Origin of the sequence: Rhodoferax sp. (assembly GCF_034519335.1) — a bacterium.
GTDB lineage: Bacteria > Pseudomonadota > Gammaproteobacteria > Burkholderiales > Burkholderiaceae_C > Allorhodoferax.
Genome location: NZ_JAXHOL010000007.1, coordinates 1 through 25284, shown reverse-complemented (window position 1 = coordinate 25284; position 25284 = coordinate 1). Strand labels below are relative to the sequence as shown.

Sequence of the window (25284 nt, the reverse complement as noted above, 5' to 3'; positions counted from 1 at the left end):
CAACTCATGGATCTTCAAACCACAATCTACATCTTTGTCGGCTTGAGCTTCGCGCTCTATATCGGCATTGCTATTTGGGCCCGTGCCGGGTCAACCTCTGAGTTCTACGCTGCCGGTGGCGCCGTAGGCCCAAAGATGAATGGCATGGCGACTGCAGCTGACTGGATGTCCGCAGCCTCCTTCATTTCGATGGCGGGACTGATCTCCAACATGGGATACGGCGGCGGCTTGTTTCTGATGGGCTGGACCGGTGGTTACGTGTTGCTGGCGATGTTGCTGGCACCGTATCTTCGCAAGTTCGGCAAGTTCACGGTGCCACAGTTCATCGGCGATCGCTTCTATTCCAAGAGCGCATCTACGATTGCTGTGATTTGCTTGTTAACTGCCTCTATCACGTACATCATTGGGCAAATGACGGGTGTGGGTGTCGCTTTCTCCCGCTTCTTGGGCGTGAGTAGTGATACTGGCATTTACGTCGGGATGGCAATTGTGTTTGCGTATGCTGTGTTCGGTGGCATGAAGGGCATTACCTACACCCAGGTGGCGCAATATGTCGTGCTGATCTTCGCATACACCATTCCTGCAATCTTCATCTCTCTGCAGCTAACTGGCAATCCACTGCCCCAGTTGGGTCTGGGCTCCGGTTTTTCTGGAACCGACATGAGCTTGTTGGCCAAGCTGGACTTGGTAGTCACTGACCTCGGTTTTGGCAAGTACACCACAACCACCGCCGGCAGCACATTGAACATGTTCATGTACACCCTGTCGTTGATGATTGGTACTGCCGGCTTGCCCCACGTCATCATGCGATTCTTTACCGTTCCCTCGGTGAAGGATGCGCGTTCCTCTGCGGGCTGGGCATTGGTCTTCATTGCGATCCTGTACACCACGGCGCCTGCTGTGGCAGCCATGGCAAAGTTGAACCTGCATGGTACGGTAAACACCGCGGTGAAAGCTGGTGGTGATTTGTACGCCCCTGAAGCATCCATCAAGGCAGAGGATCGCCCTGACTGGATGAAGCGCTGGGAAAAAACTGGCTTGCTGAAATTCACAGACAAGAACGGTGACGGCCGTATCCAGTATTACAACGATGCCACCAAAAACCCTGACGCTAAAGCCAAGGCTGAAGCAGCAGGATGGAAAGGCAACGAGCTTACTGTGAACGCCGACATCATCGTGCTGGCCAACCCTGAAATCGCGTTGCTGCCCAACTGGGTGATCGCGTTGGTTGCAGCGGGCGGTCTGGCTGCGGCGCTGTCTACCGCAGCGGGCTTGCTGATGGCGATTTCTGCGGCCGTATCCCACGACCTGGTGAAGGGCATCTTCGCGCCCGGTATCAGTGAAAAGGGCGAGTTGATGGCTGGCAAGATTTCCATGGCCGTCGCGATCGTGATCGCGGGTTGGTTGGGCTTGAATCCCCCAGGTTTCGCTGCGGGCACCGTGGCTTTGGCCTTCGGTATTGCGGCTTCTTCCCTGTTTCCCGCCATCATGATGGGTATTTTCTCTAAGAAGATGAATAAAGAAGGCGCAATGGCAGGCATGCTGGCTGGCCTCCTGATCACCTTGTTCTATGTGTTCGCACACAAGGGCCTGTTCTTTGTGAAGGGCACTGAGTATTTGTCAATGATCGGAGGCGCCAATAGCTTCTTCGGCATCACGCCTGAAGCCTTTGGTGCAGTTGGTGCAATGCTGAACTTCGCAGTCGCCTTTGTCGTTGCGAAAGTCACAAGTCCCGTACCACATCACATCGAAGCGATGGTGGAAGCTGTTCGCGTACCACGCGGATCTTCTGCGGTTACTGGAGCGCACTAAAAACGCATTGCCGCCGACTTTGCTTCGTACCCCAAAGGCTGAAAGGCCCTAGGGTTGCCAGCAGAGGCCCTGCAAGCCGCTCGGTTTGCGGGGCTTTTTTGCTGAAAAGGTAGTATGTTGTTTGCCCTTCTAGGAGTGCTTGAATGACTTTTGATGTTTCAGTTGCGATGACTTGGGTTTTGTTTCTAGCCCTGTTTCCCATCGCGTATTTTTGGCTCCGTCGCGCCTGGCGGATTCTGGTGAGGCGCGATTTTTCCGATGTTGCGGTACGAAAAGGGGAGTCCCCGTTGAACCCCGAGAAATTTGCCCCGTACGAAATGGCGATCAATCTGGTGTGCGGTGTCGTGATCGCCGTAACTATTTTCTTTATTGTTATGGGACTTGTTCGTTATGAGGTGTGGTCGGCTATTGCCGGAAGCACTCTTTGGATCAAGTTTTTCTTGTCGTTTGCGCTGGCACGTTTTGCCCACTTGCCTACAACCAAGCCTGGGCCCAGAAAAAGCAAAGTCCAGGCCCGTGCACACAAGGCAGATATTTGATTTGCGGGTATGAAACCTCGGTGGATTCTTGCTGCCGGCGCTGCTGTTTTCTTACTGGCGGCATGCTTGTTGTGGATTGCGTTATCGGTCAGTCTGGTGTGGTCAACCCTCGACGTTTCTCCGCCGACTAGCTGGATTGAAATTCCAATTCCCGTCTATCTGGCGCGCTGGCCTTTACTTCTTCTTGCGGCCATTCCTGTTCTGTTTCTTATTGGCCTGATTGCGTGGCATGGCTCTCAGCGCTGGATCATAGAATTCCATCAAATTGCAGAAGCCTCTCATTTACTCTTGAAGGCTGGCCAGTCGCGATTTAACTTTCCAGCTCAATCCCAAGCAGGAAAGCAATTGTTGGGTGTTCTGCAGCAATTGGCATATCAACGCGATGAGGTGCGCGCGGATATCGCTGAACAAGTCGCGATAGCTGGTAGCCGCTTGGAACAAGAGAGAAGTCGTCTTGCCGCGTTGATGTCTGAGTTGTCTCAGAGTGTGGTTGTATGTAATCGCGACGGGCGCATCATTCTGTATAACCGTCGTGCACGTTTGCAGTTCAAAGCTCTGTCGAAACTTTCTTGGGCCCATCAAGGCACTGAATTATTGGGAATTGGTCGCTCCATCTTTACGGCATTTGATGAACAGCTTATTCAACATGCCGTGGAGAGCATCGAGCGAAGGCTGCGCAATGGAGCAGACCAGCCCCATGCACAATTCGTGACCCATACCCATGGCGGGCAATTGCTCCGGGTCCAAGTGGCCCCGGTCCTTTCAACGGAGGAGTTGGAGGGCGATGCCCATGCTCCCCGCGCAGCGCTGTCAGGCTATGTGCTAACGCTGGAGAACATAACGCAGACGTTTGAGTCGGACACACTTCGTGACCGGCAAGTGCTGCAATGGTTGCAATCTGCACGTGCCATTGCTGGAAACATCCTTTGCATGGCTGCGATCAGTCCAGCTTCGGGACAGGCAGCCGACCTCCGAGCCCAGGCTGATTCATTGGTCGGGCTATTGGGCGACGCCTTGTCCGAGATGCGTCATCAGTCCCCAACACGCTGGCCGCTTGAGGAGGCGCTGGCAAGTGACTGGCTGGAATTGGCATGCCATCGAATCGGCAAAGGCTCGAAGGTGCAAGTGACCGTTGAGCATCCTGCCGAGCCCATACTGATGCGCGTGGATAGCTATGGCTTGTTGCAGGTTGTGCATTCTTTGGTGCAACGGTTGAACACCGAATACGAGGTCCGACGAGTACGGTTGCGTATCAGCAAGAGCAGCGGAAGGGTATATTTGGATGTCGTTTGGCCGGGGTTGCCCTTGAGTACAGAAACTGTAATGTCTTGGGAAATGGATGGAATGCGTATTGATGAAGTGGATTTGCCACTGTCAGCCCGGGATGTACTAACACGTCACGGCGGTCAAATGTGGTTTGAGCGTGATCGACCTAGGCACGAAGGCTTTTTTCGTCTGGACTTGCCGTCCACATTAACATCGTTCAAGGGCACAAGTAGCAGTGAAGTACTTCCCGCGCGCACATCTGGACGGCCAGAATATTACGACTTTGATTTGTTCCAGATGAGTCCTCAAGTCCGGGCGTTGGAAGATCAAATGCTCTCAAACTTGGTTTACACCGTATTTGACACTGAGACAACTGGTTTGAATCCGAGAGACGGCGATGAGATTATCCAAATAGGCGCAACTCGCATCGTGAACTCTAAGATTCTCACAACAGAAGTCTTTGATCAATTGGTCGATCCGCGAAGGCGGATTCCAGCGCAAAGCACGTCGATTCACGGGATTACCCAAGAAATGGTGGAAGGGCAACCCCCTCTTGAGAGGGTGTTACCTGCTTTTCACGCTTTTGCCAAAGATAGTGTGCTGGTTGGGCACAACGTTGCCTTTGACATGAAATTTCTTGAAATCAAGTCTGAGAGCTTGGGCGTTGCATTTAATCATCCGGTATTGGACACATTGCTAATTGCAGCGGTGCTTTATCCCAGTCAGAAATCCAATCGGCTTGATGCTTTGGCCGAGCGATATGGATTGGCCATTCAAGGTCGACACACAGCGTTGGGCGATGCCTTGGTGACAGCTGAGCTGTTCGCTCGCTTTGTGCCACAATTACAATCTAGAGGTATTTACACGTTGCGCCAAGCAATTGAAGCTTCTCGGGCGACGTATTTGGCCCGGTTGAATTACTGACGGGTAGCACATGGGTAGGGCTTGGTAGTCAATTTCTCCCGCCATACCGCTGCTCTAAAACGCTCTGCAAGCCCTTTACCACTCCGAACGCCTCTTTGAGGAAAGAGCGCTCCAAGTGGGATAGCTCATTGATTTCCAAGTAGTTGTCCGGTCGAAGCCCAGCAGACACTTGCCGCGTTTGATGATCAATTCGCATTCCTGCGATCAATTCCAAAGCCTCGCGCAAATCTCTCGTTTTGTCTTCACTAATTTCGCCACCTTCGCTTGCGTGGATAAGACGCTCATCGGTATTGACGGCATGACTTCCTCCGGCTAGCGCGTAAATCCGTGCCAAGTCAATGATAGGGACTGTCCCGCCGTGTTTGAGGTCGATTTTTCGGAGATTTTCTTGATTCCGACTGAAGGTTAATTGACCGAAAAGTCCCAGAGGCGGCTGGTGCTTTAGTGCAATGCCAACCATGTGAGCCAAGAACAAACTATTTTTGCGAGTGGCTTCCAATACTGCCGCGCGCAATGATTGAAGCAAAGTGAAGTCACCTTCAATGGCGCGCATGTCAAAGAAAACACACGTCAACATGAGGGCCTTTGGATCTGGGGTTCGGATCCAGCGTTCGAAGTATGCCCGCCATTGTTTTAATGGCTGGCGCCATTGGGCTGTCATCGCCATCATCTCCCCGGGGCAATGAATGTATCCGCAGGCGTCGAGTCCATCACACACCCACCTTGAAAATTGTTCGAAATAGGCCCCGTGTTCGGACGCAGAGTAAGCATCGTCCAAGATCATGCAATTGTCTTGATCAGTTTTTGCACTTTGTTCTTCGCGTGCCTGGGACCCGGCAGCCACCCACAAATACGGAATCGGCGCAGGGCCGAATTTCGTGTGTGCCAAGGTAAGCAAGCGCTTGGTTAGTGCATCAGTAATGGCAGTCACCATTTTTCCTATGATGAGAGCACTTGCCCCCTGCAGAGCAAGTGTGAGCTGTAGTCGCCCCACTTCGGACACAACTTGGCACAGACCTTCAGTCGTTGACTGCTTCTGAATATTCTTTACGAGGAATATCGCCGATGCTTGGCGTTGTTCGGAAAGATCATTGGCACAGAGGACTCCGATGGGCAACCCCTCTTCCAAGATGGGAATGTGATGGATGTGCTGTTGGGCCATGAGCATGATGGCGTCAAACCCTTTGTCCCCAGCACTCAGCGTGCGTGGCTGAAGTGTTGCTATTGCTGATACAGGGCTTTGAATGTTGAGACCGGTAGATACAACCCGGTTGCGCAGATCTTTGTCTGTGACGATTCCCAAAAGCCGTGATTGATCCAATATCAATACTGCTGAAACTTGTCTCTCTGACATCAATATCGCGGCATCTCGTACGGACGCCTCCTGCTGGATGCAGATCGCCTCGCCACTGCGAAGCAACGTCCGCACAGGCGCAGACAGCCAATTGGATGTAGCCTGCCTGGTACCTATAGGGGGGGCTTCGATGGCCTCGGGCTTTCTGTGCGACAAATAGAAGCCCATCGCAGGTTCGGTTTGACAAAGCAAATCGATCTCTTTTGATGACCATTTAAGCCAAATAGTCGAAGAGATTCCGGTCGTAGTCCAAGCAGTTCCGTGCAAGCTTGAACGAGTGCCATAGCCCGTCAAGCTGTCGGCCTGCAGTCGAAGTGTCAATTCTTGATCCGCATCGTGAATCTCTGCGTTGCCTTCAAGAAGGAGGTACAGGTATTCTGTATGTTCGTGCGGGTCGGCAATCTTTTGCCTGGGAGCTGCATTTAGGGGAGTCCCCATCTCTGCTAGACGCAGCAGGCTTGCATCGTTAGCTTGAGAGAAGGCGTAATGTTTCTGAAGTCGGTGCACTAGAGTTTCAGGTTCCACAGCAGTGTCCTAGTAAAACTTTTTCGCCAAACTAAGGCGACCATTTAGAGGTGAACGTCAGAAATGCGTCAGTACGCAGCTGGATAGTTCTCGCAGTGCACATGCCCTTGCATGAAGCAGAGACTAACCGAGACAAGCACATGGTCGCTACTGTAGTCCGTCCGATGACGGGCGAAGAGAAGCACGTCATCTTCGCATCATCTTTAGGCACTGTTTTTGAATGGTACGACTTCTATCTATACGGGGCACTAGCGGGCGTCATTGCTAGGCAGTTCTTCAGCGGCTTGGACGATAGCTCAGCATTCATTTTTGCATTGCTTGCTTTTTCTGCTGGCTTTGTCGTGCGTCCGTTTGGTGCGCTGGTATTTGGTCGGTTGGGAGATATGGTCGGCCGCAAATACACGTTTTTGATCACCATATTGATTATGGGTCTCTCCACCTTTATCGTTGGAGTACTTCCGAGCTATTCATCTATTGGTGTAGCTGCTCCCGTCATATTGATTGGTTTGCGCTTGATGCAAGGGCTTGCCCTAGGTGGTGAATATGGCGGAGCAGCTACGTATGTAGCCGAGCACTCCCCGCCTGGGAAGCGCGGCGCATACACTGCGTGGATTCAAACGACTGCAACGCTTGGACTGTTGTTGTCGCTGATGGTTATATTGGGGACTCGTAAGCTTGTCGGCGAGCAGGCTTTTTCCGAATGGGCATGGCGCATTCCATTTCTCCTGTCTCTTGTGATGTTGGGTATTTCCGTCTACATCCGCTTGCGTCTGAACGAGTCACCAGCCTTTATAAAGATGAAAGCCGAGGGTAAAACATCTCAGGCGCCATTGTCAGATTCGTTTGGCCAATGGCATAACTTAAAAGTGGTGATCTATGCCCTGTTCGGCTTGACAGCCGGTCAGGCGGTTATTTGGTACACAGGACAGTTTTATGCACTTCTGTTTCTGACCCATGTACTTGCGGTAGACGAAACAACAGCCATACTCATGGTCGCAATTTCCCTGGTGATCGGAGCCCCATTTTTTGTCTTGTTCGGTGCATTGTCCGATAGGTTCGGTCGTAAGCCGATTATTCTTGCCGGCTGCTTGCTTGCGACATTGACTTATTTGCCGGCTTTTGAGGCGCTGACCAAAGCTGCCAATCCGGATCTTCATTTAGCTCAAAAGGAAGCCAAAGTCGTCGTATATGCAGACCCGGCTGAGTGCTCATTTCAGTTCAATCCGACAGAAACAAAAAAATTCACATCATCATGTGATGTAGCAAAGCAGCGTTTGGCCAGAGCTTCGGTTTCGTACGCTAACGCGGCCTCTTCTTCTGGTAGTCTGGCGACTATTTTGATAGGCGGCAACACCGTAAAGGTGAATTATTCGACGGAAGAGATTGAGCAGGCCAAATTGGAGGTGCGCGACCGCATTGTCGCAATGCGCAAGGAGGCTGCTGTCGACGAAAGTGCTGTCGCTGCCAGTCGCGAGCTGCTCTCTGAGCTCAGTATTGAGAAAACTGCATCGGCTGCGCTCTTCAATGCAAACGTGACTGCCGCTTTGAGGGGCGCCGGGTATCCTGAAAAAGCAGATATGGCCGAGTTTGAAGGTTGGGTGGTAGTCATAATTTTGACGTACCTTATAGTGCTCGCTGCCATGGTGTATGGGCCGATCGCAGCCATGTTGGTGGAAATGTTCCCAACTCGTATTCGCTACACCTCCATGAGTTTGCCCTACCACATCGGCAATGGATGGATTGGTGGCCTGCTGCCAACAACGGTTTTCGCCATAGTGGCGCAAACTGGCAACATATACAACGGTCTTTGGTATCCCATCATCATCGCCGCCTCTACTGTGGTGATCGGCGCGCTATTTATCAAGGAAACAAAGGATGTAGATATCCAAACTCTGCCTTGACTGAAGAGCCCGAAGCATGGAAGAAATTACGTGGGGTGACTGACCTTTAAGGGAAATGCCATAGGCGTCCAGTTGTCAGCGATAAAGGTCTCTAGAATGATTCTCCTCCTACCGAAGAGCATTCACTTATGTCCCTGGGAACCATCCGCATTCGCGGAGCGCGGCAGCACAACCTCAAGAACCTTGACCTCGACATTCGCACCGGCGAACTGACCGTGGTGACCGGGCCCAGCGGCTCGGGCAAGTCCAGCTTGGTGTTTGACACGCTGTATGCCGAAGGCCAGCGTCGCTATGTAGAGACTTTTAGTGCCTACGCCCGCCAGTTCCTGGACCGCATGGACAAGCCGGCCGTGGACAAGGTGGAGGGTGTGCCTCCGGCCATCGCCATCGACCAGACCAACCCGGTGCGCTCCAGCCGTTCTACCGTGGGCACCATGACGGAGCTCAACGACCACCTGAAGCTGCTGTTCTCCCGCGCGGGCAAGCTGTTTGACAAAGACACGGCGCTGCCCGTGCAACACGACACGCCGGAGACGATTTACGCCGAGCTGTTGCGTCGCGCCACCAGCGAGGGCAACCCCCGCTTGGTGCTGACTTTTCCCGTGGAGCTACCCGCCAGCACCACACAAGACGAAGTGACCCAGTGGCTCAGCGCCAGCGGCTTTACGCGCGTGCAGGCGGAGCGTGAAGTGGGCACCATCAGCGGTCCCCGCAAGGTTCTGGACGTGGTGGCCGACCGCTTCCGCATCGACGGTGTGGAGAAGGCCCGTGTGCTGGAGGCGATTGAAGTCGCTTTGAAGCGCGGCAGCGGTCGACTTAATGTTTATGTATTAAATGAGGCTCTAGCCCCCGCGGATACTGCGCAAACAGCTCCTGAAACTGTAGCGAATGCGGCACCTGGCTTGTGGCGCTTCTCCACTGGCTTGCATTGCCCGCAGAGCGACATCCGTTACAGCGACCCCCTCGCCTCCATGTTCAGCTTCAATTCCGCCGTGGGCGCCTGCGAGGCCTGCCGTGGTTTTGGCCGCGTGGTGGGGGTGGACTATGGGCTGGTCATTCCCAACGACAAGCTGACCTTGCGCGCGGGTGCCGTCAAACCCATGCAGACCCCCGCATGGCAAGAGTGCCAAGACGACTTGATGCGCCATGCCGAGGCCAGCGGTATTCCGCGCGACACGCCCTGGTACAAGCTGACCGAGGAGCAGAAGCACTGGGTGCTCAAGGGCTCACCGAACTGGAATGGCAAGTGGAACCAGCACTGGTTTGGGGTGGACCGTTTCTTTGAGTACCTGGAGAGCAAGGCCTACAAGATGCACATCCGGGTGCTCTTGTCTAAGTACCGCAGCTATACGCCCTGTGGTACCTGTAGCGGCGCGCGGCTCAAGACCGAGAGCCTGTTGTGGCGCATTGGCACCAAGGCACAGGCCGATGCGGTGCTGCCGCCTGCCAAGCGGTTCATGCCCCAAGGGGTGAAGTGGACGCGCGCGCAGCTGGAGGCGTTGCCGGGGCTGTGCCTGCACGACATGATGCTGATGTCGCTGGACAAGCTGAAGCGCTTTTTTGATTCACTGCAGGCGACGTTGGACGGGCGGGGGGTGGAGTTGGGTGTATCGGCAGAGGCCTCTTCGGCGGACGCTCTTCCGAACAGCGCAGCTGTAGGCAGGGGAGCGCGGGGTGACGAAATTGAGCTACGCGACGAGGAGCCCCGCACTCCCCTGTCTGCAGCCCTACCGGCGACGACGAGCGAAGCCGAGCAAAAGACCTTGAAGTTGCTTTTCGAAGAAGTCGGAACACGCCTCAAGTACCTGTGCGATGTGGGCATTGGCTACCTGACGCTGGATCGGCAAAGCCGCACGCTCAGTGGCGGCGAGGTGCAGCGCATCAACCTGACTACGGCGCTGGGTACCTCGCTGGTGAACACGCTGTTTGTGCTGGACGAGCCCAGTATTGGCTTGCACCCGCGAGATATGAACCGCATCATTGTGGCCATGCAGCGCCTGCGCGATGCGGGTAACACGTTGGTGGTGGTGGAGCATGACCCGGCGGTGATGCTGGCCGCTGACCGCATGATCGACATGGGCCCTGGCCCGGGCGAGAAGGGCGGGCAGATTGTGTTTGATGGCAGCACCGAAGCTCTGAAGGGCGCGGACACCATGACCGGCGCCTACCTGGGCGGCCGCAAGCAGGTGGGCATGGGTTTCAAACGCATGGTGGCGCCCAACACGCCGCGCCTGATTCTGGAAGGTGTGACCGAGCACAACCTTAAAAACGTGTCCGTGGAGATTCCGCTGCAGCGCTTGGTCTGTGTAACTGGCGTGTCGGGCTCCGGCAAATCCACGCTCATTCAGGATGTGCTGGCGCCCGCACTGCTGCGCCACTTTGGCAAGGCCACGGAAACCCCGGGTGCGCACGCGCGCCTGCTGGGGGCCGAGCAGCTGAGCGAAGTGGTCTTTGTGGACCAGTCACCCATCGGCAAGACGGCGCGCTCCAACCCTGTGAGTTATGTGGGCGCGTGGGATGCGATCCGTGAACTGTTCGCGGGTGCGGCTCTGTCCAAAGAGCGCAGCTACACGGCCAGCAAATTCAGCTTCAATAGTGGCGACGGCCGGTGCCCCACGTGCGGTGGCTCGGGCTTTGAGCATGTGGAGATGCAGTTCCTCAGTGACGTGTACCTGCGCTGCCCGGACTGCGATGGCAAGCGCTACCGGCCCGAGATTCTGGAAGTCACCATTGAACGCAAGGGCCGCAATGTGAACGTGGCCGATGTGCTGGACCTGACGGTGAGCGAGGCGGCCGACCTCTTTAGCGCGGACCGCGATGTGATCCGTGTGCTGCAGCCGATTGTGGATGTGGGGCTGGAGTATGTGAAGCTGGGGCAGCCCGTGCCCACGCTGTCGGGCGGCGAGGCGCAACGTCTCAAGCTGGCAGGCTTTCTTGCAGAGGCAGCGAAGGGTGTGAGCGCCAGCCGGCAATTCCTTGGCAAAAAGGGCTCGCTCTTCATGCTGGACGAGCCGACCACGGGGCTGCATTTTGACGACATTGCCAAGCTGATGCGCGCACTGCGCAAGTTGCTGGACGCAGGCCATTCGCTGGTGGTGATTGAGCACAACCTGGATGTGATTCGTGCGTCGGATTGGCTGATTGATTTGGGGCCCGAAGGCGGCGATGCGGGTGGCGAGGTGGTGGCGCATGGAACGCCTGAGGATGTGATGTTGCATGCGTCTTCGCACACCGGGCAGGCTTTGCGTGACTACGCGGCGGCGATGGGGGTGGTGCATGAAGTCGCAGAACCCTCTGCGAAGTATTTAGCTCTTGCTGCGGCGGATGGGCTTGCGCCCAGTGCCGCATACACTCGCTTTGCGATTGCAAAATCGGCCCAAGGCGCAAGCCCATCCACCGCTGGCGCTGGGGTGGTCGATGTATCCAATTCCATTCGCATCGTGAATGCGAAGGAGCACAACCTCAAGTCGCTGTCGGTGGATATTCCTCGGGGCAAGTTCAGTGTGGTCACTGGTGTGTCCGGTTCGGGCAAGTCCACGTTAGCGTTTGACATTCTGTTCAACGAAGGGCAACGGCGTTATCTGGAGTCGCTCAACGCCTATGCGCGCTCCATCGTTCAGCCCGCGGGGCGGCCCGAGGTGGATGCGGTGTATGGCATTCCGCCTACCGTCGCTATCGAACAGCGTCTGTCACGCGGCGGGCGAAAGTCCACTGTGGGTACGACAACCGAGGTGTGGCATTTCTTGCGCCTGCTGTATGTGAAGCTGGGCACGCAGCATTGCTACAAAGACGGTGCGGCGGTGGAGCCGCAGTCGGCAGACAGCATTGCGGCGCAGTTGCTCAAGAATTACCGTGGCCAGCACATTGGCCTGCTGGCCCCGCTGGTGCAAGGACGCAAGGGCGTGTACACCGAGCTGGCAGACTGGGCGCGTCCACGGGGCTACACGCACCTGCGCGTCGATGGCAACTTTCTGCCCACCTCAGGCTTTCCGCGCATTGACCGCTTCAAGGAACACAACATCGAACTGCCTGTGGCCAGCTTGGATGTGACGCCGTCCAATGAGCCTGCGCTGCGCCAGGCGCTGGCCGATGCGCTGACGCATGGCAAGGGTGTGGTTTATGTACTGAGTGACATTGATGGTTTGCGCGAGGCCATGGTGGCAGGCTCTCCGGCTGCGGGCATTGGCAAGCTGCAGGTGTTCTCCACCAAACGCGCATGCCCGGTGTGCTCCACCTCCTATGCGGAGCTGGACCCGCGCCTGTTTTCGTACAACAGCAAACACGGCTGGTGCCCCGATTGCGTGGGCACCGGTGTGGCGCTCACCAAGGAGCAGCGCAAGGTGTTTGACGATTCGGTGAAAGACGACGACAACAAGGGCCGCGAGCAGACCTTTGCCGAGGCCGACATTGAAGACCTGCACGACGCGACATGCCCCACCTGCAACGGCACACGCCTAAATGCCACCGCGCGCAACGTGAAGTTCGCGGGCGTGGGCATCACCGACATCGCGCGGTTGAGCGTGACCGATGTGCGCAAGTGGGTGCAGACGTTACAGGTCGCGGGTGGCATGAGCACACGGGAGGCTGACATTGCGCGCGACCTGGTGCCCGAGATCCGCAGCCGCCTGGAGTTTCTGGAAGAGGTGGGCTTGGGTTACCTCACGCTGGACCGTGGTGCGCCCACGCTGTCTGGTGGCGAGGCGCAGCGTATCCGCCTGGCGGCGCAGCTGGGCAGCAACTTGCAGGGCGTGTGCTACGTGCTGGACGAGCCCACCATCGGCCTGCATGCGCGTGACAACAAAATCCTTCTGGGGGCGCTGCAAAGCTTGAGCGACAAGGGAAACACGCTGGTGGTGGTGGAGCACGACGAAGACACCATTCGCCATGCGGACCACATCATCGACATTGGCCCCAGCGCAGGCAAGCGCGGTGGGCGGTTGGTGGCGCAGGGGTCGATTCCAGATGTGCAGAACGCGCCGGAGTCTCAGACGGGGCGCTATCTTTTGCATGCGATGAAGCATCCGCTGGCTGCTCGCAGGGGCATGGTTAGCCATGCGGAGACATTGGTGCTCGACGCGGCGGAAGCCGTTTCGCCGGGTTCCTCATACGGGACCAGCGAATATCGTCACCCGGCGCAACGACTTCCGCCGCGGGTGCTGGCGCCAAGCCTGCGAAAAAACTCAGTGCAAAAGCTGCGAAGGCGGCTGCCGCAGCTGCACAAGTGAGCGCCAGCGAAACGGCTAACGCCGAGCTTGTAGAACGCAGCCGCGTGGCCGCCGAATACGCCGCACTCGCTGATCGTCGCATCGCCCAAATGTCCGTCGCAGCAGCGAGTAGCCCGACAGTGGGTGACGATTTGGCAGTTGCGCAGCAAATGCATGAGGAGCCCGCTGGCGGGCTACCCGCTGCGGGCACAGAGCCAACGTACAAGCCCAAAATCGACTGGCTCACCGTCAACAGGCGCCAACCATGCACAACCTGCAAGGTGTCACCGCCCATGTGCCACTGAAACGCCTGGTCGCCATCACCGGCGTCAGCGGCTCCGGCAAGTCCACGCTGGCGCGTGATGTACTGCTGACCAACGTGCAGGCGGCCGTTCAAAAGCGCAGTACCAAAGCTGGGCGTGATGCGTTGGATGCAGGCGAGCAGATCGACTGGGCCGGCTGCGAAAGCGTCACCGGGTTTGAGTCCGTGGACCGCGTGCTCGAAGTGGACCAGACCCCCATCGGCAAAACACCACGCTCCTGCCCTGCCACCTACATCGGGTTTTGGGACACCATCCGCAAACTCTTTGCCGACACGCTGGAGGCTAAGGCGCGCGGCTATGCCTCCAACCGTTTCAGCTTCAACACCGGCGAAGGCCGCTGCCCAAGCTGCGAAGGGCAGGGCATACGCACCATTGGCATGAGCTTTTTGCCCGACGTGAAAGTGCTGTGCGAAACCTGCAAGGGCGCGCGCTTCAACCCGGAGACCTTGGCCGTGACGTGGCGCGGCAAAAACATTGGCGATGTGCTGCAGATGGAAGTGGACGAAGCGGTGGACTTCTTCGCCGCCATGCCCGTGATTGCGCACCCGCTGCAATTGCTGAAGGACGTGGGCCTGGGCTACCTCACGCTGGGTCAGCCGTCACCCACATTGAGTGGCGGCGAGGCCCAGCGCATCAAGCTCGTCACTGAACTCAGCAAGGTGCGTGATGACGTGGGCAAGCGTGGCAACAAGGTGCCGCATACGCTGTATGTGCTGGACGAACCTACGGTCGGCCTGCACATGGCCGATGTGGAAAAACTCATCCACGTGCTGCACCGCTTGGTCAACGGCGGCCACAGCGTGGTGGTCATCGAGCACGACCTGGACGTGATTGCCGAAGCCGACTGGGTCGTTGACCTGGGGCCAGACGGCGGCAACGGCGGCGGGCGCGTGGTGGCGGCAGCAACGCCCGAAGCGGTGGTTCGCTTGGGCACGCATACGGGCAAGGCGCTGGAGGCGGTGCTGGCGCGGTGATCGCAGTGGCTCATGCGAGCTTCTGGGCTTGGCGCACATCCCGTCGGAAGTTGAGCCATGCCCTGTGATCACTGGGCGAGATTGGGACCGTCAGCGTGCGATCGCCTTGCGGACGCCGAAGCCTGCCGTGTCGGCCCCCGCGCCAGAATGACCAACCTTCCCCAACGAGCGTAGAGACAAGTGCATTGATTTCTTTGGATTTGCAGTACTTCATTGCCAGTTGCCTTGCTTGTTGATGAAGCCCCACTTACCGCCTTGCTTGGCGGCTGCTTTTCCATCTTGAAACTCTTTGGCTTCGTCGAAACGTGGTTGGATGACCCACTGTTGTTGCTGGTTGATAAAGCCCCATTTGCCGGACTGTGCTTGTACCGGAGCTAATCCCTCGCTGTATTTGCCCACGTTGCGGTATTTCGGGCCGGGGGCGACGCAAGCGCCGAGGAAGGCGATGGCGAGGACCGTGGCGCCGATGCGGATGGTGTTTTTCATGGGTGGTTTTTGTGTTGCTCGTTGGTGGTCGCCCCGCCACCAAGGGCGGCGGGGCGTGTTCTGGGGTTTATTTGCCGCGCGGCGGGTTGTTGCCGCGGCCCCGGCCGGAAGGATTGCCGGTTTCGCTGGGGCCGTTTTTGAGGTCTGTGTTCATTGCGTTCTCCATGTCCCGGGAAAAAAAGAGTGAGCAGCATCGAGCCCGGGACGCAATTCCCATGCTGCTCAAGGTTCGGATGTGGGAGCGCTGCGGGCTATGCGTCTGACTGTGCGACGTAGCACAGACGAAAACCCACCTTGGCACCCTTGTATTTCATGGATAGATGAATAGGGCACAAGTCACGCTCAATTGACTCACCCATCAGCGCTTGTCCTGTGGCCGCACAAGCTGTGGGTGAGTGGCCATTTTTGCAATCGCCCAGCCACTCGGCAAAGCCGGTTACAGATAAAAATTCAAGTCCATAACGGTTGGTTGTCCACTTCAGGTTCGGGCCGTACTTGAGTACGCCACCTGGTTTGTATCGATGCGCTGAATTTCCTCCGCGCACGTCGTCACCCCCATGCACTGCCCAGTCGATCAGGTCATAGGCTTCGTCTGGCGGTATTGGGTCACTGCGTTTGACAGAAACGGAACATGTATTTCTGCGAATGTCCGATAAGTTAAGTGTTGGCTGCGGAGCGATTTGCCTCCAATCGTCCACAGTCAGCAGTCGTATCGGAAACTTGGTCTTCAACTCATAGTCTGTACAGAAAGCCATCGCATCGAGCCACGTCACGCTCACCGGCAATTTGCCCTCATCAAGGAAGTTGACTGGCGACAGGTGTTCCTCAATTTGAAAATTTCCTCTTTTTGCCTGCTCCAACCTGTCAGTCTTCCAGTTGTTCCTCTCATAGAACTCCCAAAATTCATCAATGGTGATCAGCTTCGACACCATCAAACAGTGGTTGCTCATCCTATGGGGCACGAAGTCCAGTGCCTTCTCTCCGGTGATCGGGCGAGGTTTTGCAAAGCCTTCGGTTGCAACCAATTCGCGCTCGGTAAGGGCTGTGGTACCGATGTGGATGGTGTTTTTCATAGATGGTGTTGTTCGGTTGTAGTGAATTCCCTGCCGCACCTGCGCGGCAGGGACTGGAGTCGCTTATTTGCGTGGTGGGTTATTGCTCCGGCCGCCGCCGGAGGGGTTGCCGGTTTTGCTCGGGGCGTTGTCGAGGTTCGTGTTCATTGCGTTCTCCATGTCCCGGGAAAAAAGAGTGAGCAGCATCGAGCCCGGGACAACATTCCCGTGCTGCTCAAGAAAGTGGAATTGGCTTGTTAGACCGGTGCCGGCCCTGGCGGGCTTTGAGCTTGTGTTCTGCGTGCTTCGTGCAGCGATGTGTTCAGCCTGTCAAAAACGTATGCAATGCTTTTGGCGGCCCACGGAGCATCCCGTGTAGATCCGTCGGCCAGTTGTTCAACCAGAGATACATGCAGTTGAACAAACTGTGGCCGCAACGTATTGCTCACGAGCAGTCGGTATGGAATTTCATCAGTGCGGATGACAATGCCGTACTCTGCGGTCGAAATGATCCAGAACTCCAATGGCCAATCCGACATCCAAGGCAGCAAGTCTTCCCAAAGTGTGGCGGCCAACCTGTTGATGATCAAGTGGTGGCCATTGCCTTCACGTTTGAAATTTTCCAGCGTTTCAGAATGCAGTTCCGCGAGGTCGCCGACAGTCAGCGCGACGAGTTCAGGCGTTGCGTCTAGTCCCAGTTTTTCAAATTCTTCAGCGCTGGGGTTGCGGCTGATGGCAAAGCGAAGTTGGGTGCACTCGGCAGGGATACAGGTGGCGTCGAACCCCGTTACAAAATTGGCGTTGGCATATGCCGAACGGGGCATCTCATCCAGCCAGAAGTCGTCAAGCCACGTGGGGGTCACCCATTGCAGTCCGCGCTCATGGGGCTGGCACCGTGCGAATCGCAAAGTGCGGTTCCAATGCGGAACCCTGGGGTGGAGCATGATGATTTGTAGCCAATGCTTTTCGCGCACAAACGCCACATGGGTGTCGCTTTCGTGCCGGTTCACAAAGAACTCTCGCAGTTCTGCGGCCACTTCATAGCGGACGGCGCTGACGCCCCGCAGAATTTCTGACCTTTCCGGCCCCCCAGCGCCGGTGCCGATCAGCATCCAGAACCCATGCATGCTTGCGGGCTCGTTCAGTTCGGCAAAGCTGTACCCGGTTAGTGCTGAGATTCCCTCGAATGCCTGTCGGTCTTGACTCAGTTGAGCGGCTTCCAATCGGTTGGCGATGCGTTCGGCCAACTCTCGGATGGGATTCGGATCGTCTTTGCAGGCCTCCAGTGCTTGGGCCAGTGCGGGTGATGCGCCGTTGGAGTTCAGTGCGTGGAGACGCTTTTCAATCGCGTCAATTCGGCTGGGTGCGGATTGGGAGACTTCCCCTTGCAAGTCCGAAAGATCTGTCTTAAGCACTAGTGCGGCGTGGCGGGCCATAGCAAGTGAAATTTTGCCTGTGCGCTCCCATCGCGAGGCACTGGTTCTCATTGTTTTGTCGACTGGCTCCATCCCGTCGCGAGCCTTTGTATTCGCTAAAAGGTACACCTGCTTCGCGAACGAAGTCAGTGTAAGGTTTGCATTTTTCCGAAGTTGTTGGAGCCGCTGTCCATTAATGCGAAAAGGGGGTCTTCCGGTTGGTTTGGATCGATGTGTCATGGCCAGTAATGTCGCTCAAGCATTTGTTGTAGCCAAGACACAATAAGGCTACAAAAATAATATTCCAGAGAATTTTTAGAAAATCGTCTGTACGCTGATCGGTTTAGTAAATGGACCTGTCAGTCCGACTGGTGCAGTTCAGTCCATGCTGTTGATACGCTGGCAGCCCGCAGCCCGCAGCCCGGTACCTCTCCACATCCACCCTGCTGCGCAAAAACGTGGCATCGCCGCCAATAACCAGGTGCGGCATGGCGGCGTTTTCGGCGATAAGGCGGACTGCTAGAGTCAAGGGGCGGTCATTGTGGGGCTGTGGTGGTAAGTTGCTCGGCCGACATAAACCGATACAAAGTGAAACCACTTTGATACCTTGTCAGTCGACGGCCCCTCCACCATCAGCGCCTCACTTTTTTCAAAAGGTTTCTGTGATGGTTTTACAAGTATCCGCACTGTCTTTTTCTGCTCTGGCCGCGGCCAGCCTTGCAATGCTGGGTGTTGCGCACGCCCAGCAGCCCCCCAGGGAAGGGGGGCGCGTCGGTCTGGCGGCTTTGGGGGGCTACGAGTACCAAGGGTCGGACGAAACGCGCACCCTGGTGCTGCCCACACTGGACTACACCTGGGCCAACGGATGGTTTGCCGGCGTCAACGGCGTGGGGCGCCAGTGGAGTGCGGGCGACAGCTTGCAATACGGCCTCAAGCTGGGCTACGACATGGGGCGTGAAGAAGGGCGCAGCACGGCGCTGCGCGGCCTGGGCAATGTGGATGCGAGCGCCGAAGTTGGTGGCTTTGCCCGTTTTGCCCTGGGCAGAGGCTTTGCCGCCAAGACCAGCGTGCGTGCGGGCTCAGGTTTAGACAACAAGGGTGCGCTCTGGGATGTGGGGCTCGAATACGGTCAGCCATTGGGCGCAAGCTGGCGCTTGGGGAGTGAGCTGGTCGCGACCTATGCCAATGCCGACTACCTGCAGTCCTACTTCGGCGTAACGGCCAAGCAGGCGCAGGCCAGTGGCTACGCGGTGTACACACCGTCTGCCGGCCTGCGCGATGTGAGTGCACGGGTCTCGCTCACCTACTTGATCAGCCCGCAGTGGTCGCTGACGGGGGGCTTGCGTCATACCCAGTTGATGGGTGATGCCAAAGATGCCCCGATGGTGCGCAAGACCAGCGCCAACACGGCCTTGCTGGCCCTCGGCTACGCTTTTTGAGCGACATAAACCGAAACAAAGCGAAACTGCCCTGACACCCAGTGTCAGGGCCCCCGTAGCACCATTGCGGTCATGTTCAACCCGTCCTGTAGGACACGAAAGACCGCCATGACACACTTCACCCGCATCAGCCTCAAACGCACCCTCTTGGGCGCCCTGACCGCCACCGTGTTGGTGGGCGGGCTTGCCGCCTGCGCTGGCAACCGCCATGACTACAGCGCCAGCATGAACGCCGAACAATACGCCCAGAAGCGCGACAAGATGGTGGAGAAGGCGGCCAGCAAGCTGGACCTCAACGATGACCAGAAAAAGCGCCTGAGCGTGCTGGGCGACAAGCTGTATGAGCAACGCGCCGCACTCGTTGGCCAGACCAAAAATCCACGCGCCGAATTGCAAGCGCTGATGGCCGGCGAGAAGTTTGACGCCGTGCGTGCCCAGGCCCTCATCAACGAAAAAACCGCCGCCCTGCAGTCCAAGAGCCCTGAAGTCATTGCCGCGCTGGCCGATTTCTACAACAGCCTGAACCCGGTGCAGCAACAAAAAGTTCGCGACTACATGGAAGGTCGTGGCCACTGGTTCAGCCGCGGGTGAGTGCCATGGCCACGGCAGCGTTGAACGCCATCGCCGCACCGCTCCGGGCCTATGGCCCAGTGGTGTTTGAGGGCTATGAAGAACCCCACGCCGAGGTCATGGCACTGGTATGGGGTCCCCGGTTTGACCGGGAGCACGCCCACACCTTGTTGGAGCGTCGCCCTGGGTATGTGCCGCAGGTGCTACAGGCCGTGCGCCAGGCCGCAGACCACTTTGACCGCCTGCCCGAGGCCGAGCGGCAGCGCCTGCGCACTCTTATCCTGCGGCACCGAAGCCGGTGGGACAATGTACGTGCAGCCCACTAACGCCCTATGCCCCGCATCCTGCTGATCGACGACGACACCCAACTGGGCGGCCCCCTGGCCGCGTACTTTGCGCGCTTTGACATGGAGCTGGAGCACGCATTGCGCCCCAGCGAAGGCTTGGCGCGCCTGCAGCAGGGCGGTATCGATGCCGCCATTCTGGACGTCATGCTGCCCGAGATGGATGGCTTTGCCCTGTGCCGCACCATCCGCAAAGACAGCGACATTCCCATCATCATGCTGACCGCACGCGGCGAGGTGATGGACCGCGTGGTGGGCCTGGAGCTGGGCGCCGACGACTACGTGCCCAAACCCTTTGAGCCACGCGAATTGGTGGCTCGCGTGCAAACCGTGCTGCGCCGCCGCGCACCCGTGGCCGCCAAGGCGGCGGCGCCTGATGCCAACACGCTGGTGTTTGACGGTCTGCAGGTCAACGCCACCACCCGCACCGTGCTGCGCGGGGGCGAGGCGGTGGACCTCACCAGTACCGAGTTTGATTTGCTTTTGCTGCTGGCCCGTGCGCCAGGCAAGGTGTTCAGCCGTGATGACATCCTCAACCAGCTGCGTGGCCACGAAGCCGAGCTCTACACCCGCGCGGTGGACATCGTGGTCAGCCGCCTGCGTAAGAAGCTGGAGCCGCTGGACTGCATCAAAACCCTGCGTAACGCAGGCTACACCCTTGCACTGGCTGGCAGCACTGCATGAAGTTCAAGGGGCTCAAGTTTTGTGTCATGGCGCACCGCCGTGCCAAGCACGCGCTGGGGCACTCGCTGCGCGTGAAGCTGGTGGTGCTGTTTGTGGTGCTGGCGCTCACCATGGCCGCCGCGTTCACCTTTGGCATGCAGGCTGCCATTGGGGCCAGCTGGCGCGCCGTGGCCAAGCCCCTGCTCGCCGATTACGTGGACCGCCTGGCTGCCGATATTGGCAGCCCACCCAGCACCGAGCGGGCCTTGGCCCTGACCGAGCGCCTGCCCCTGAGCATTCGCATCACCGGCCCGCAACTCAACTGGCGCAGCCACCCGCAGGAGCCCGAGCTGGAGTGGATGTATGACGACCACGGCCCCGGGGAGGAGTACAAATTCTTCCAGCGCACCACCGCCGATGGGCATCGTGTCCAGTTTGGTATCAGCGTGCAGGCTTGGAACCAGAAGCCCCGCTTCATTGGCTGGGTGACCTTGGCCACCCTGCTGCTGCTAACCTGGGTGGCCTACAAGTGGGTACGCCGCATGCTGCGTCCGCTGGACGATATTCGGGCTGGTGCCCTGCGCTTTGGCGCGGGCAACTTTGCCCACAACATCCCTGTGCGCCATGCCCACCGTCCCGACGAGCTGGGTGAACTTGCCGCCACCATCAACACCATGGGCGCCGACATCCACCAGATGCTGGAGGCCAAGCGCACGCTGCTGCTGGCCATCAGCCACGAGCTGCGCAGCCCGCTGACCCGCGCGCGCCTCAATACCGAGCTGCTGCCCGAAACCAGCGAGCTGCAACCCAACCGCGAAGCCTTGTTGCGCGACCTGGCCCTGATGCGTGACCTGGTCACCGACCTGCTGGAGAGTGAACGCCTAGCCAGCCCCCACGCCGCCCTGCACCGCGAGCCGGTGGACTTGCCGGCCCTGGTGCGCGACGTGGTGTGCGAGCTGCAAACCGCCCACGCGCAGCCCCACGGCTCGGACGCGCCGCACATCGACGCGGTGCTGCCCGCCGCCTTGCCACCGCTGTCGCTGGACCCCACCCGCATGCGCCTGCTGGTGCGCAATCTGCTGGACAACGCCTTGCGCCACAGCAGCGGCGCCAGCGCCGCTCCGCGGATTGAGGTGCAGCCGCTTGCGGATGGTGCGGTACAGATCACGGTGCGCGATTTCGGCCCCGGCGTGGCCGAAGACCAGCTCCCCCACCTGGGCCAACCCTTCTTCCGCCCCGATGCCGCCCGCACCCGCGAAGGCGGTGGCGTCGGCCTGGGCCTCTACCTCTGCCGCCTGGTCGCCCAAGCGCACGGCGGCAGCTTTGCGGTGCGCAATGCGCAGCCGGGCTTGGAAATCAGCGTCACGCTGCCTGCCCCGCAGTTGTAAATTGCTCCTGTATTGATAGCTGTTTGCGCATATTCCATGAGGGCTGGAATGCTATTTGACTTGTAACCTAGAATGCAAGCCAAGGGAGGACGCGAGGCATGACGCCAGAGCAAAAAGCCAGAGTCAGCATCGATGCGCTGTTGCAGCAAGCGGGCTCGCACGTCTGCTATGTTTCAGACGCCAACCTCCAGCGCGCGCAGGCCCTCCGGCAGGAGACTCTGGCAAAAGTGTTTTTGGCAGGATAGGCAAATGGCTGAGAAGTTGCCTTCGCATTTTGTGGAGCTGGTTCAGGATGCCTTGCTCAAGTCCTATTGGCGTCGCAAAGCGTTTCGCAATGTCTTGCGTCGCAACGGTGTTGCTGAGGCCTTTTTAGATGGCTGGGCTGAAGACGAGTCAAAAAGGCAACTCTTAGACAGGCTGATTCCTGCGCTTGAACGTGCGGAGAGGGGCACATAGTCATCAAACAACTTGCAGTGCATTTGGCAGATCAAGCTGCATTCCCTGATTTGATGGGCTGGGCTGACGAAAAGGAAAAAATTGCGTCTGCAAAGACCGCGGTGGCAGCGTTGAAAACCTACGTTGATCGTGAGCGCTCAAAAGCTGAGGTTGAAGCTGCCCGAGTTGCGATCCGTGAGGAGGCGGCACGCCAACGCGCTGAGAAGGTAGCCAGCTAACAAGACTTAACAAAGCTACAGGTTCAATTGACAGAGCTTCATCCTCAGGCGGGTACCCAGGCGGGTGGCTATGCCTTCGAGAAATGGTTCTATGAATTTGTGAAGTTTTTCGATGTCGATCATCGACCTCCGTACAAGGCAGACGAGCGTCAAATCGACGGGTCAGTCACGATTGAAGGAACGACCTATCTCGTAGAGCTGAAATTCACTGCCAATCAGACCGGAACGGGTGACATTGATTCGTTCATGGCCAAGGTAAATAGCAAAGCGGACAACACGATGGGGCTATTCGTATCTATGGCCGGCTACAGCTCGGTAGCTATATCTCAAGCTTCAAAACCCAGAACGCCATTGTTGCTGTTAGATGCGAGCCATGTGTTTCTGTCCTTGCAGGGGCTATGGGAGTTCCCGGAGCTGGTTTCTCGTGTAAGGCAGCACGCGTCCCAGACCAGCGAGGCCTATTTGCCTGCAAATAGGTTATCTCGTTAAGTGGACTGATTTCTTGTTGCTACAGGGAGTGAATGTGACGAAAGATCTAAACAGTAACGCAAGTGATAGTGAGTCAGGGGAGTTCAAGATTCACTATCACTTGAATGGCGGTGTGCACCGAATGGATGCCACTGTCCGAAATCGGGCCGAGGGCGAATTGCTCGCGTTGCTGAAGGAAGTGGGTGTAGTGCTTGGATTGCCAGTTCAAGTGGAGACTCACGCCTACGGAGAAGGCGGTCTAGTTGAGTATCTAGACCTGATCTTTCAGAACAAAGAACAGATCGCAGCGGTGATGGCTTTGCTGAGCCCGTTGCTTGGTGCACCTTTCTACATCGACAAAATTAAGCAGTCAAAGCAGCAAACTGCTCTCAATGAACTGAATCTTCAAAAGATCAAGCTGGAAATCAAGGAAAAGGAGGATTCCGCAACCCTGCGCGAGGCCGAAAAAGTGAAGAGGGTAGAAAGCAAGAACAAAGTGTTTGAGCTTGAGACACCTCCCACAGCGGATGAAATAGCACAAGCGCTACTGACTAGGAAGAGAGTCGCTCGGCGTAGGTCTAACTACTATGAAGCACTTCTCGTTGACTCAAAAATCGAAGCCGTTGGTTTTGCCCCTTCCCATGACAAAGATGTTATGGAACTGCGAGTTGCAAGAGGGAATTTTTCCTCTTACGTGATTGCTAGGTCTGACCTAGAGCCACTGATATACGAACGAATTTCACTGGAAATTGTGTCGCCAGTCCTTCGCTCGGGGGCAATCAAGTGGAGGGGGATTTTCGACAAGAAGGTCGTTAGTTTTGAGTTGCTAGATCAGGCGTTTCGCAGCGAGGTTGCAAGCCAGAAGGTTCAATTCCAAAACGGAACGACGCTGGTTTGCGATTTCGAGGTACATCAGCGAGAGGATGACATTGGTGACATTGAGATCGCAGGCTATGCTGTTACGAAGGTGTATGAGGTAAACACTCCGCTGGCGCTGCAACAACGTCGTGAAGAGCAGTTGCCGTTGCAGTTGCCCGAGCCCCCTGCGTCTGGCGAGGAGTCTGCGTGAGTATTCCTTTCTCCCTCCGCCTCCTCGTCGCTGATGGCGACCCCGACAGCCTGCGCATCGTCGACAAGTCCAGCTGGATCGGCCAGGCACTGGTGCCCCCGTTTGCGCTGCTTCTCAGGTCAAGTGCAGCCCGAACTGGCGCAGACCGGGCATTCCTCTTGGCTGACAGCATCTAGGTATGTCTGAAGAGCTAGACGGGCTGGAGCCACTGCAATCTGTGCTGAACCGTGATGAGCGTTGGTGCGCACTCGGTAACCGCTCCTTGGAACAGCATCACACTTTGATTGCACAGTACTCCTTGCACGCAGGCGTGCCCGAGCAGGTGGCGCAGCAGTACGAAAACGCTCGCAACACTTGGCTGTATGCCTTTTTCAGCTACCGGCTGTTGCAGGTCGCGCTTATGCAAGTGCATGTGGCCGGCGAAGCTGCTATCAAAGCAAGAGCTAAGGCTGAAGGAGTGGATACAGCCAAGACATCTCTCAAAGTGCTGATGGATATGGCGTTGGATCGCCGCTGGCTGCTGGATACCAACTTTGAAGTGACGGCTAGGAGGGCGGAGCGAGAGGCAGAACAATTGAAAAACCTTCGCTTCATGGGTGTGGATCGCAGCCCTTTTGTCGGCCCCTTGCATGAACAGGACTACGCCAAACGGTTAGTTGACGCTTTTCGTCATATTCGCAACTCGCTGGCCCATGGTGAAGTTCTTCTAGACCCGAATCTGGGTTGGGCGTTTCTGGCGGTGCGCGATTTGATCAATCAGCTATTTCCACTGCCAACAACTTGATTTCGCGACTAGCAACTTTAAGTTCGCCTCTATTTTGATAGCGACTTGCCTAATGAATACGATGGATGGAGCGAAACTTCATCCGTGGCTTGCTTTCTCATAGAAATTTA

20 protein-coding genes and 1 pseudogene are annotated in these 25284 nt (G+C 57.1%); 17 read left to right on the top strand and 4 right to left on the bottom strand.

Annotation, left to right across the window (positions count from 1 at the left end):
- Positions 1-6 precede the first annotated feature (6 nt).
- The 3 genes from U5O12_RS05010 to U5O12_RS05000 all read left to right on the top strand — a co-directional run bounded on the left by U5O12_RS05010 (position 7) and on the right by U5O12_RS05000 (position 4541).
- Positions 7-1812: a sodium:solute symporter family protein gene (locus tag U5O12_RS05010; RefSeq protein ID WP_322577581.1), complete on the top strand. Its 1806-nt coding sequence runs from the start codon at positions 7-9 to the stop codon at positions 1810-1812.
- 143 nt (positions 1813-1955) lie between these two features.
- Positions 1956-2351 (top strand): hypothetical protein, encoded by a 396-nt coding sequence (locus U5O12_RS05005; RefSeq protein WP_322577580.1) that lies wholly within the window; start codon positions 1956-1958, stop codon positions 2349-2351.
- A gap of 9 nt (positions 2352-2360) precedes the next feature.
- Positions 2361-4541: an exonuclease domain-containing protein gene (locus tag U5O12_RS05000; RefSeq protein WP_322577579.1), complete on the top strand. Its 2181-nt coding sequence runs from the start codon at positions 2361-2363 to the stop codon at positions 4539-4541.
- 28 nt (positions 4542-4569) lie between these two features.
- On the opposite strand, the gene U5O12_RS04995 is transcribed toward U5O12_RS05000, so the two are convergent.
- Positions 4570-6420 carry a DUF294 nucleotidyltransferase-like domain-containing protein gene (locus U5O12_RS04995; protein ID WP_322577578.1) on the bottom strand — a complete coding sequence of 617 codons (1851 nt, stop codon included), beginning with the start codon at positions 6418-6420 and terminating at the stop codon, positions 4570-4572.
- Between the two features lie 140 nt (positions 6421-6560).
- Between U5O12_RS04995 and U5O12_RS04990 the strand changes: the two genes are divergently transcribed.
- Both U5O12_RS04990 and U5O12_RS04985 read left to right on the top strand, forming a co-directional pair.
- Positions 6561-8321 (top strand): MFS transporter, encoded by a 1761-nt coding sequence (locus U5O12_RS04990; protein WP_322577577.1) that lies wholly within the window; start codon positions 6561-6563, stop codon positions 8319-8321.
- Between the two features lie 128 nt (positions 8322-8449).
- Positions 8450-14822, top strand: a pseudogene (locus U5O12_RS04985) (hypothetical protein); the annotation flags it as partial.
- A 210-nt stretch (positions 14823-15032) separates the two neighbouring features.
- Here the strand turns inward: U5O12_RS04985 and U5O12_RS04975 are convergent.
- From U5O12_RS04975 to U5O12_RS04965, 3 genes are all read right to left on the bottom strand, one after another.
- Positions 15033-15308, bottom strand: coding sequence for a WG repeat-containing protein (locus U5O12_RS04975; protein ID WP_322577576.1), 276 nt, complete (start codon positions 15306-15308; stop codon positions 15033-15035).
- Positions 15309-15559: 251 nt separating this feature from the next.
- A complete protein-coding gene (locus U5O12_RS04970) occupies positions 15560-16381 on the bottom strand; it encodes a hypothetical protein (protein ID WP_322577575.1) in 822 nt (273 codons plus the stop codon).
- Positions 16382-16617: 236 nt separating this feature from the next.
- Positions 16618-17796 (bottom strand): hypothetical protein, encoded by a 1179-nt coding sequence (locus U5O12_RS04965; protein ID WP_322577574.1) that lies wholly within the window; start codon positions 17794-17796, stop codon positions 16618-16620.
- A 644-nt stretch (positions 17797-18440) separates the two neighbouring features.
- On the opposite strand from U5O12_RS04965, the gene U5O12_RS04960 reads away from it, so the two are divergent.
- The 12 genes from U5O12_RS04960 (at position 18441) to U5O12_RS04905 (ending at position 25174) form a co-directional block, all read left to right on the top strand.
- Entirely contained in the window at positions 18441-19214 is a 774-nt protein-coding gene (locus U5O12_RS04960) for a MipA/OmpV family protein (protein ID WP_322577573.1), read from the top strand.
- A 108-nt stretch (positions 19215-19322) separates the two neighbouring features.
- The gene (locus tag U5O12_RS04955) at positions 19323-19805 is read left to right on the top strand and encodes a Spy/CpxP family protein refolding chaperone (RefSeq protein ID WP_322577572.1); all 483 of its coding nucleotides are present in this window, start codon (positions 19323-19325) and stop codon (positions 19803-19805) included.
- Positions 19806-19810: 5 nt separating this feature from the next.
- Entirely contained in the window at positions 19811-20110 is a 300-nt protein-coding gene (locus U5O12_RS04950; RefSeq protein WP_322577571.1) for a hypothetical protein, read from the top strand.
- Between the two features lie 6 nt (positions 20111-20116).
- Positions 20117-20812 (top strand): response regulator transcription factor, encoded by a 696-nt coding sequence (locus U5O12_RS04945; protein WP_322577570.1) that lies wholly within the window; start codon positions 20117-20119, stop codon positions 20810-20812.
- On the top strand, positions 20809-22179 hold the full coding sequence (locus U5O12_RS04940; protein ID WP_322577569.1) for a HAMP domain-containing sensor histidine kinase: 1371 nt from the start codon (positions 20809-20811) through the stop codon (positions 22177-22179). Before U5O12_RS04945 ends, U5O12_RS04940 begins: the two co-directional genes overlap by 4 nt.
- Positions 22180-22277: 98 nt before the next feature.
- Positions 22278-22424, top strand: coding sequence for a hypothetical protein (locus U5O12_RS04935; protein WP_322577568.1), 147 nt, complete (start codon positions 22278-22280; stop codon positions 22422-22424).
- 4 nt (positions 22425-22428) lie between these two features.
- Complete coding sequence (locus U5O12_RS04930) at positions 22429-22635, top strand: hypothetical protein (protein ID WP_322577567.1); 207 nt, start codon at positions 22429-22431, stop codon at positions 22633-22635.
- A 23-nt stretch (positions 22636-22658) separates the two neighbouring features.
- Complete coding sequence (locus U5O12_RS04925; protein ID WP_322577566.1) at positions 22659-22853, top strand: hypothetical protein; 195 nt, start codon at positions 22659-22661, stop codon at positions 22851-22853.
- A gap of 27 nt (positions 22854-22880) precedes the next feature.
- Positions 22881-23342 (top strand): hypothetical protein, encoded by a 462-nt coding sequence (locus tag U5O12_RS04920; RefSeq protein WP_322577565.1) that lies wholly within the window; start codon positions 22881-22883, stop codon positions 23340-23342.
- A 34-nt stretch (positions 23343-23376) separates the two neighbouring features.
- Entirely contained in the window at positions 23377-24390 is a 1014-nt protein-coding gene (locus U5O12_RS04915) for a hypothetical protein (RefSeq protein ID WP_322577564.1), read from the top strand.
- Complete coding sequence (locus tag U5O12_RS04910; protein WP_322577563.1) at positions 24387-24566, top strand: hypothetical protein; 180 nt, start codon at positions 24387-24389, stop codon at positions 24564-24566. Before U5O12_RS04915 ends, U5O12_RS04910 begins: the two co-directional genes overlap by 4 nt.
- A 2-nt stretch (positions 24567-24568) precedes the next feature.
- Positions 24569-25174 (top strand): hypothetical protein, encoded by a 606-nt coding sequence (locus U5O12_RS04905; RefSeq protein WP_322577562.1) that lies wholly within the window; start codon positions 24569-24571, stop codon positions 25172-25174.
- The last annotated feature ends 110 nt before the right edge of the window (positions 25175-25284 follow it).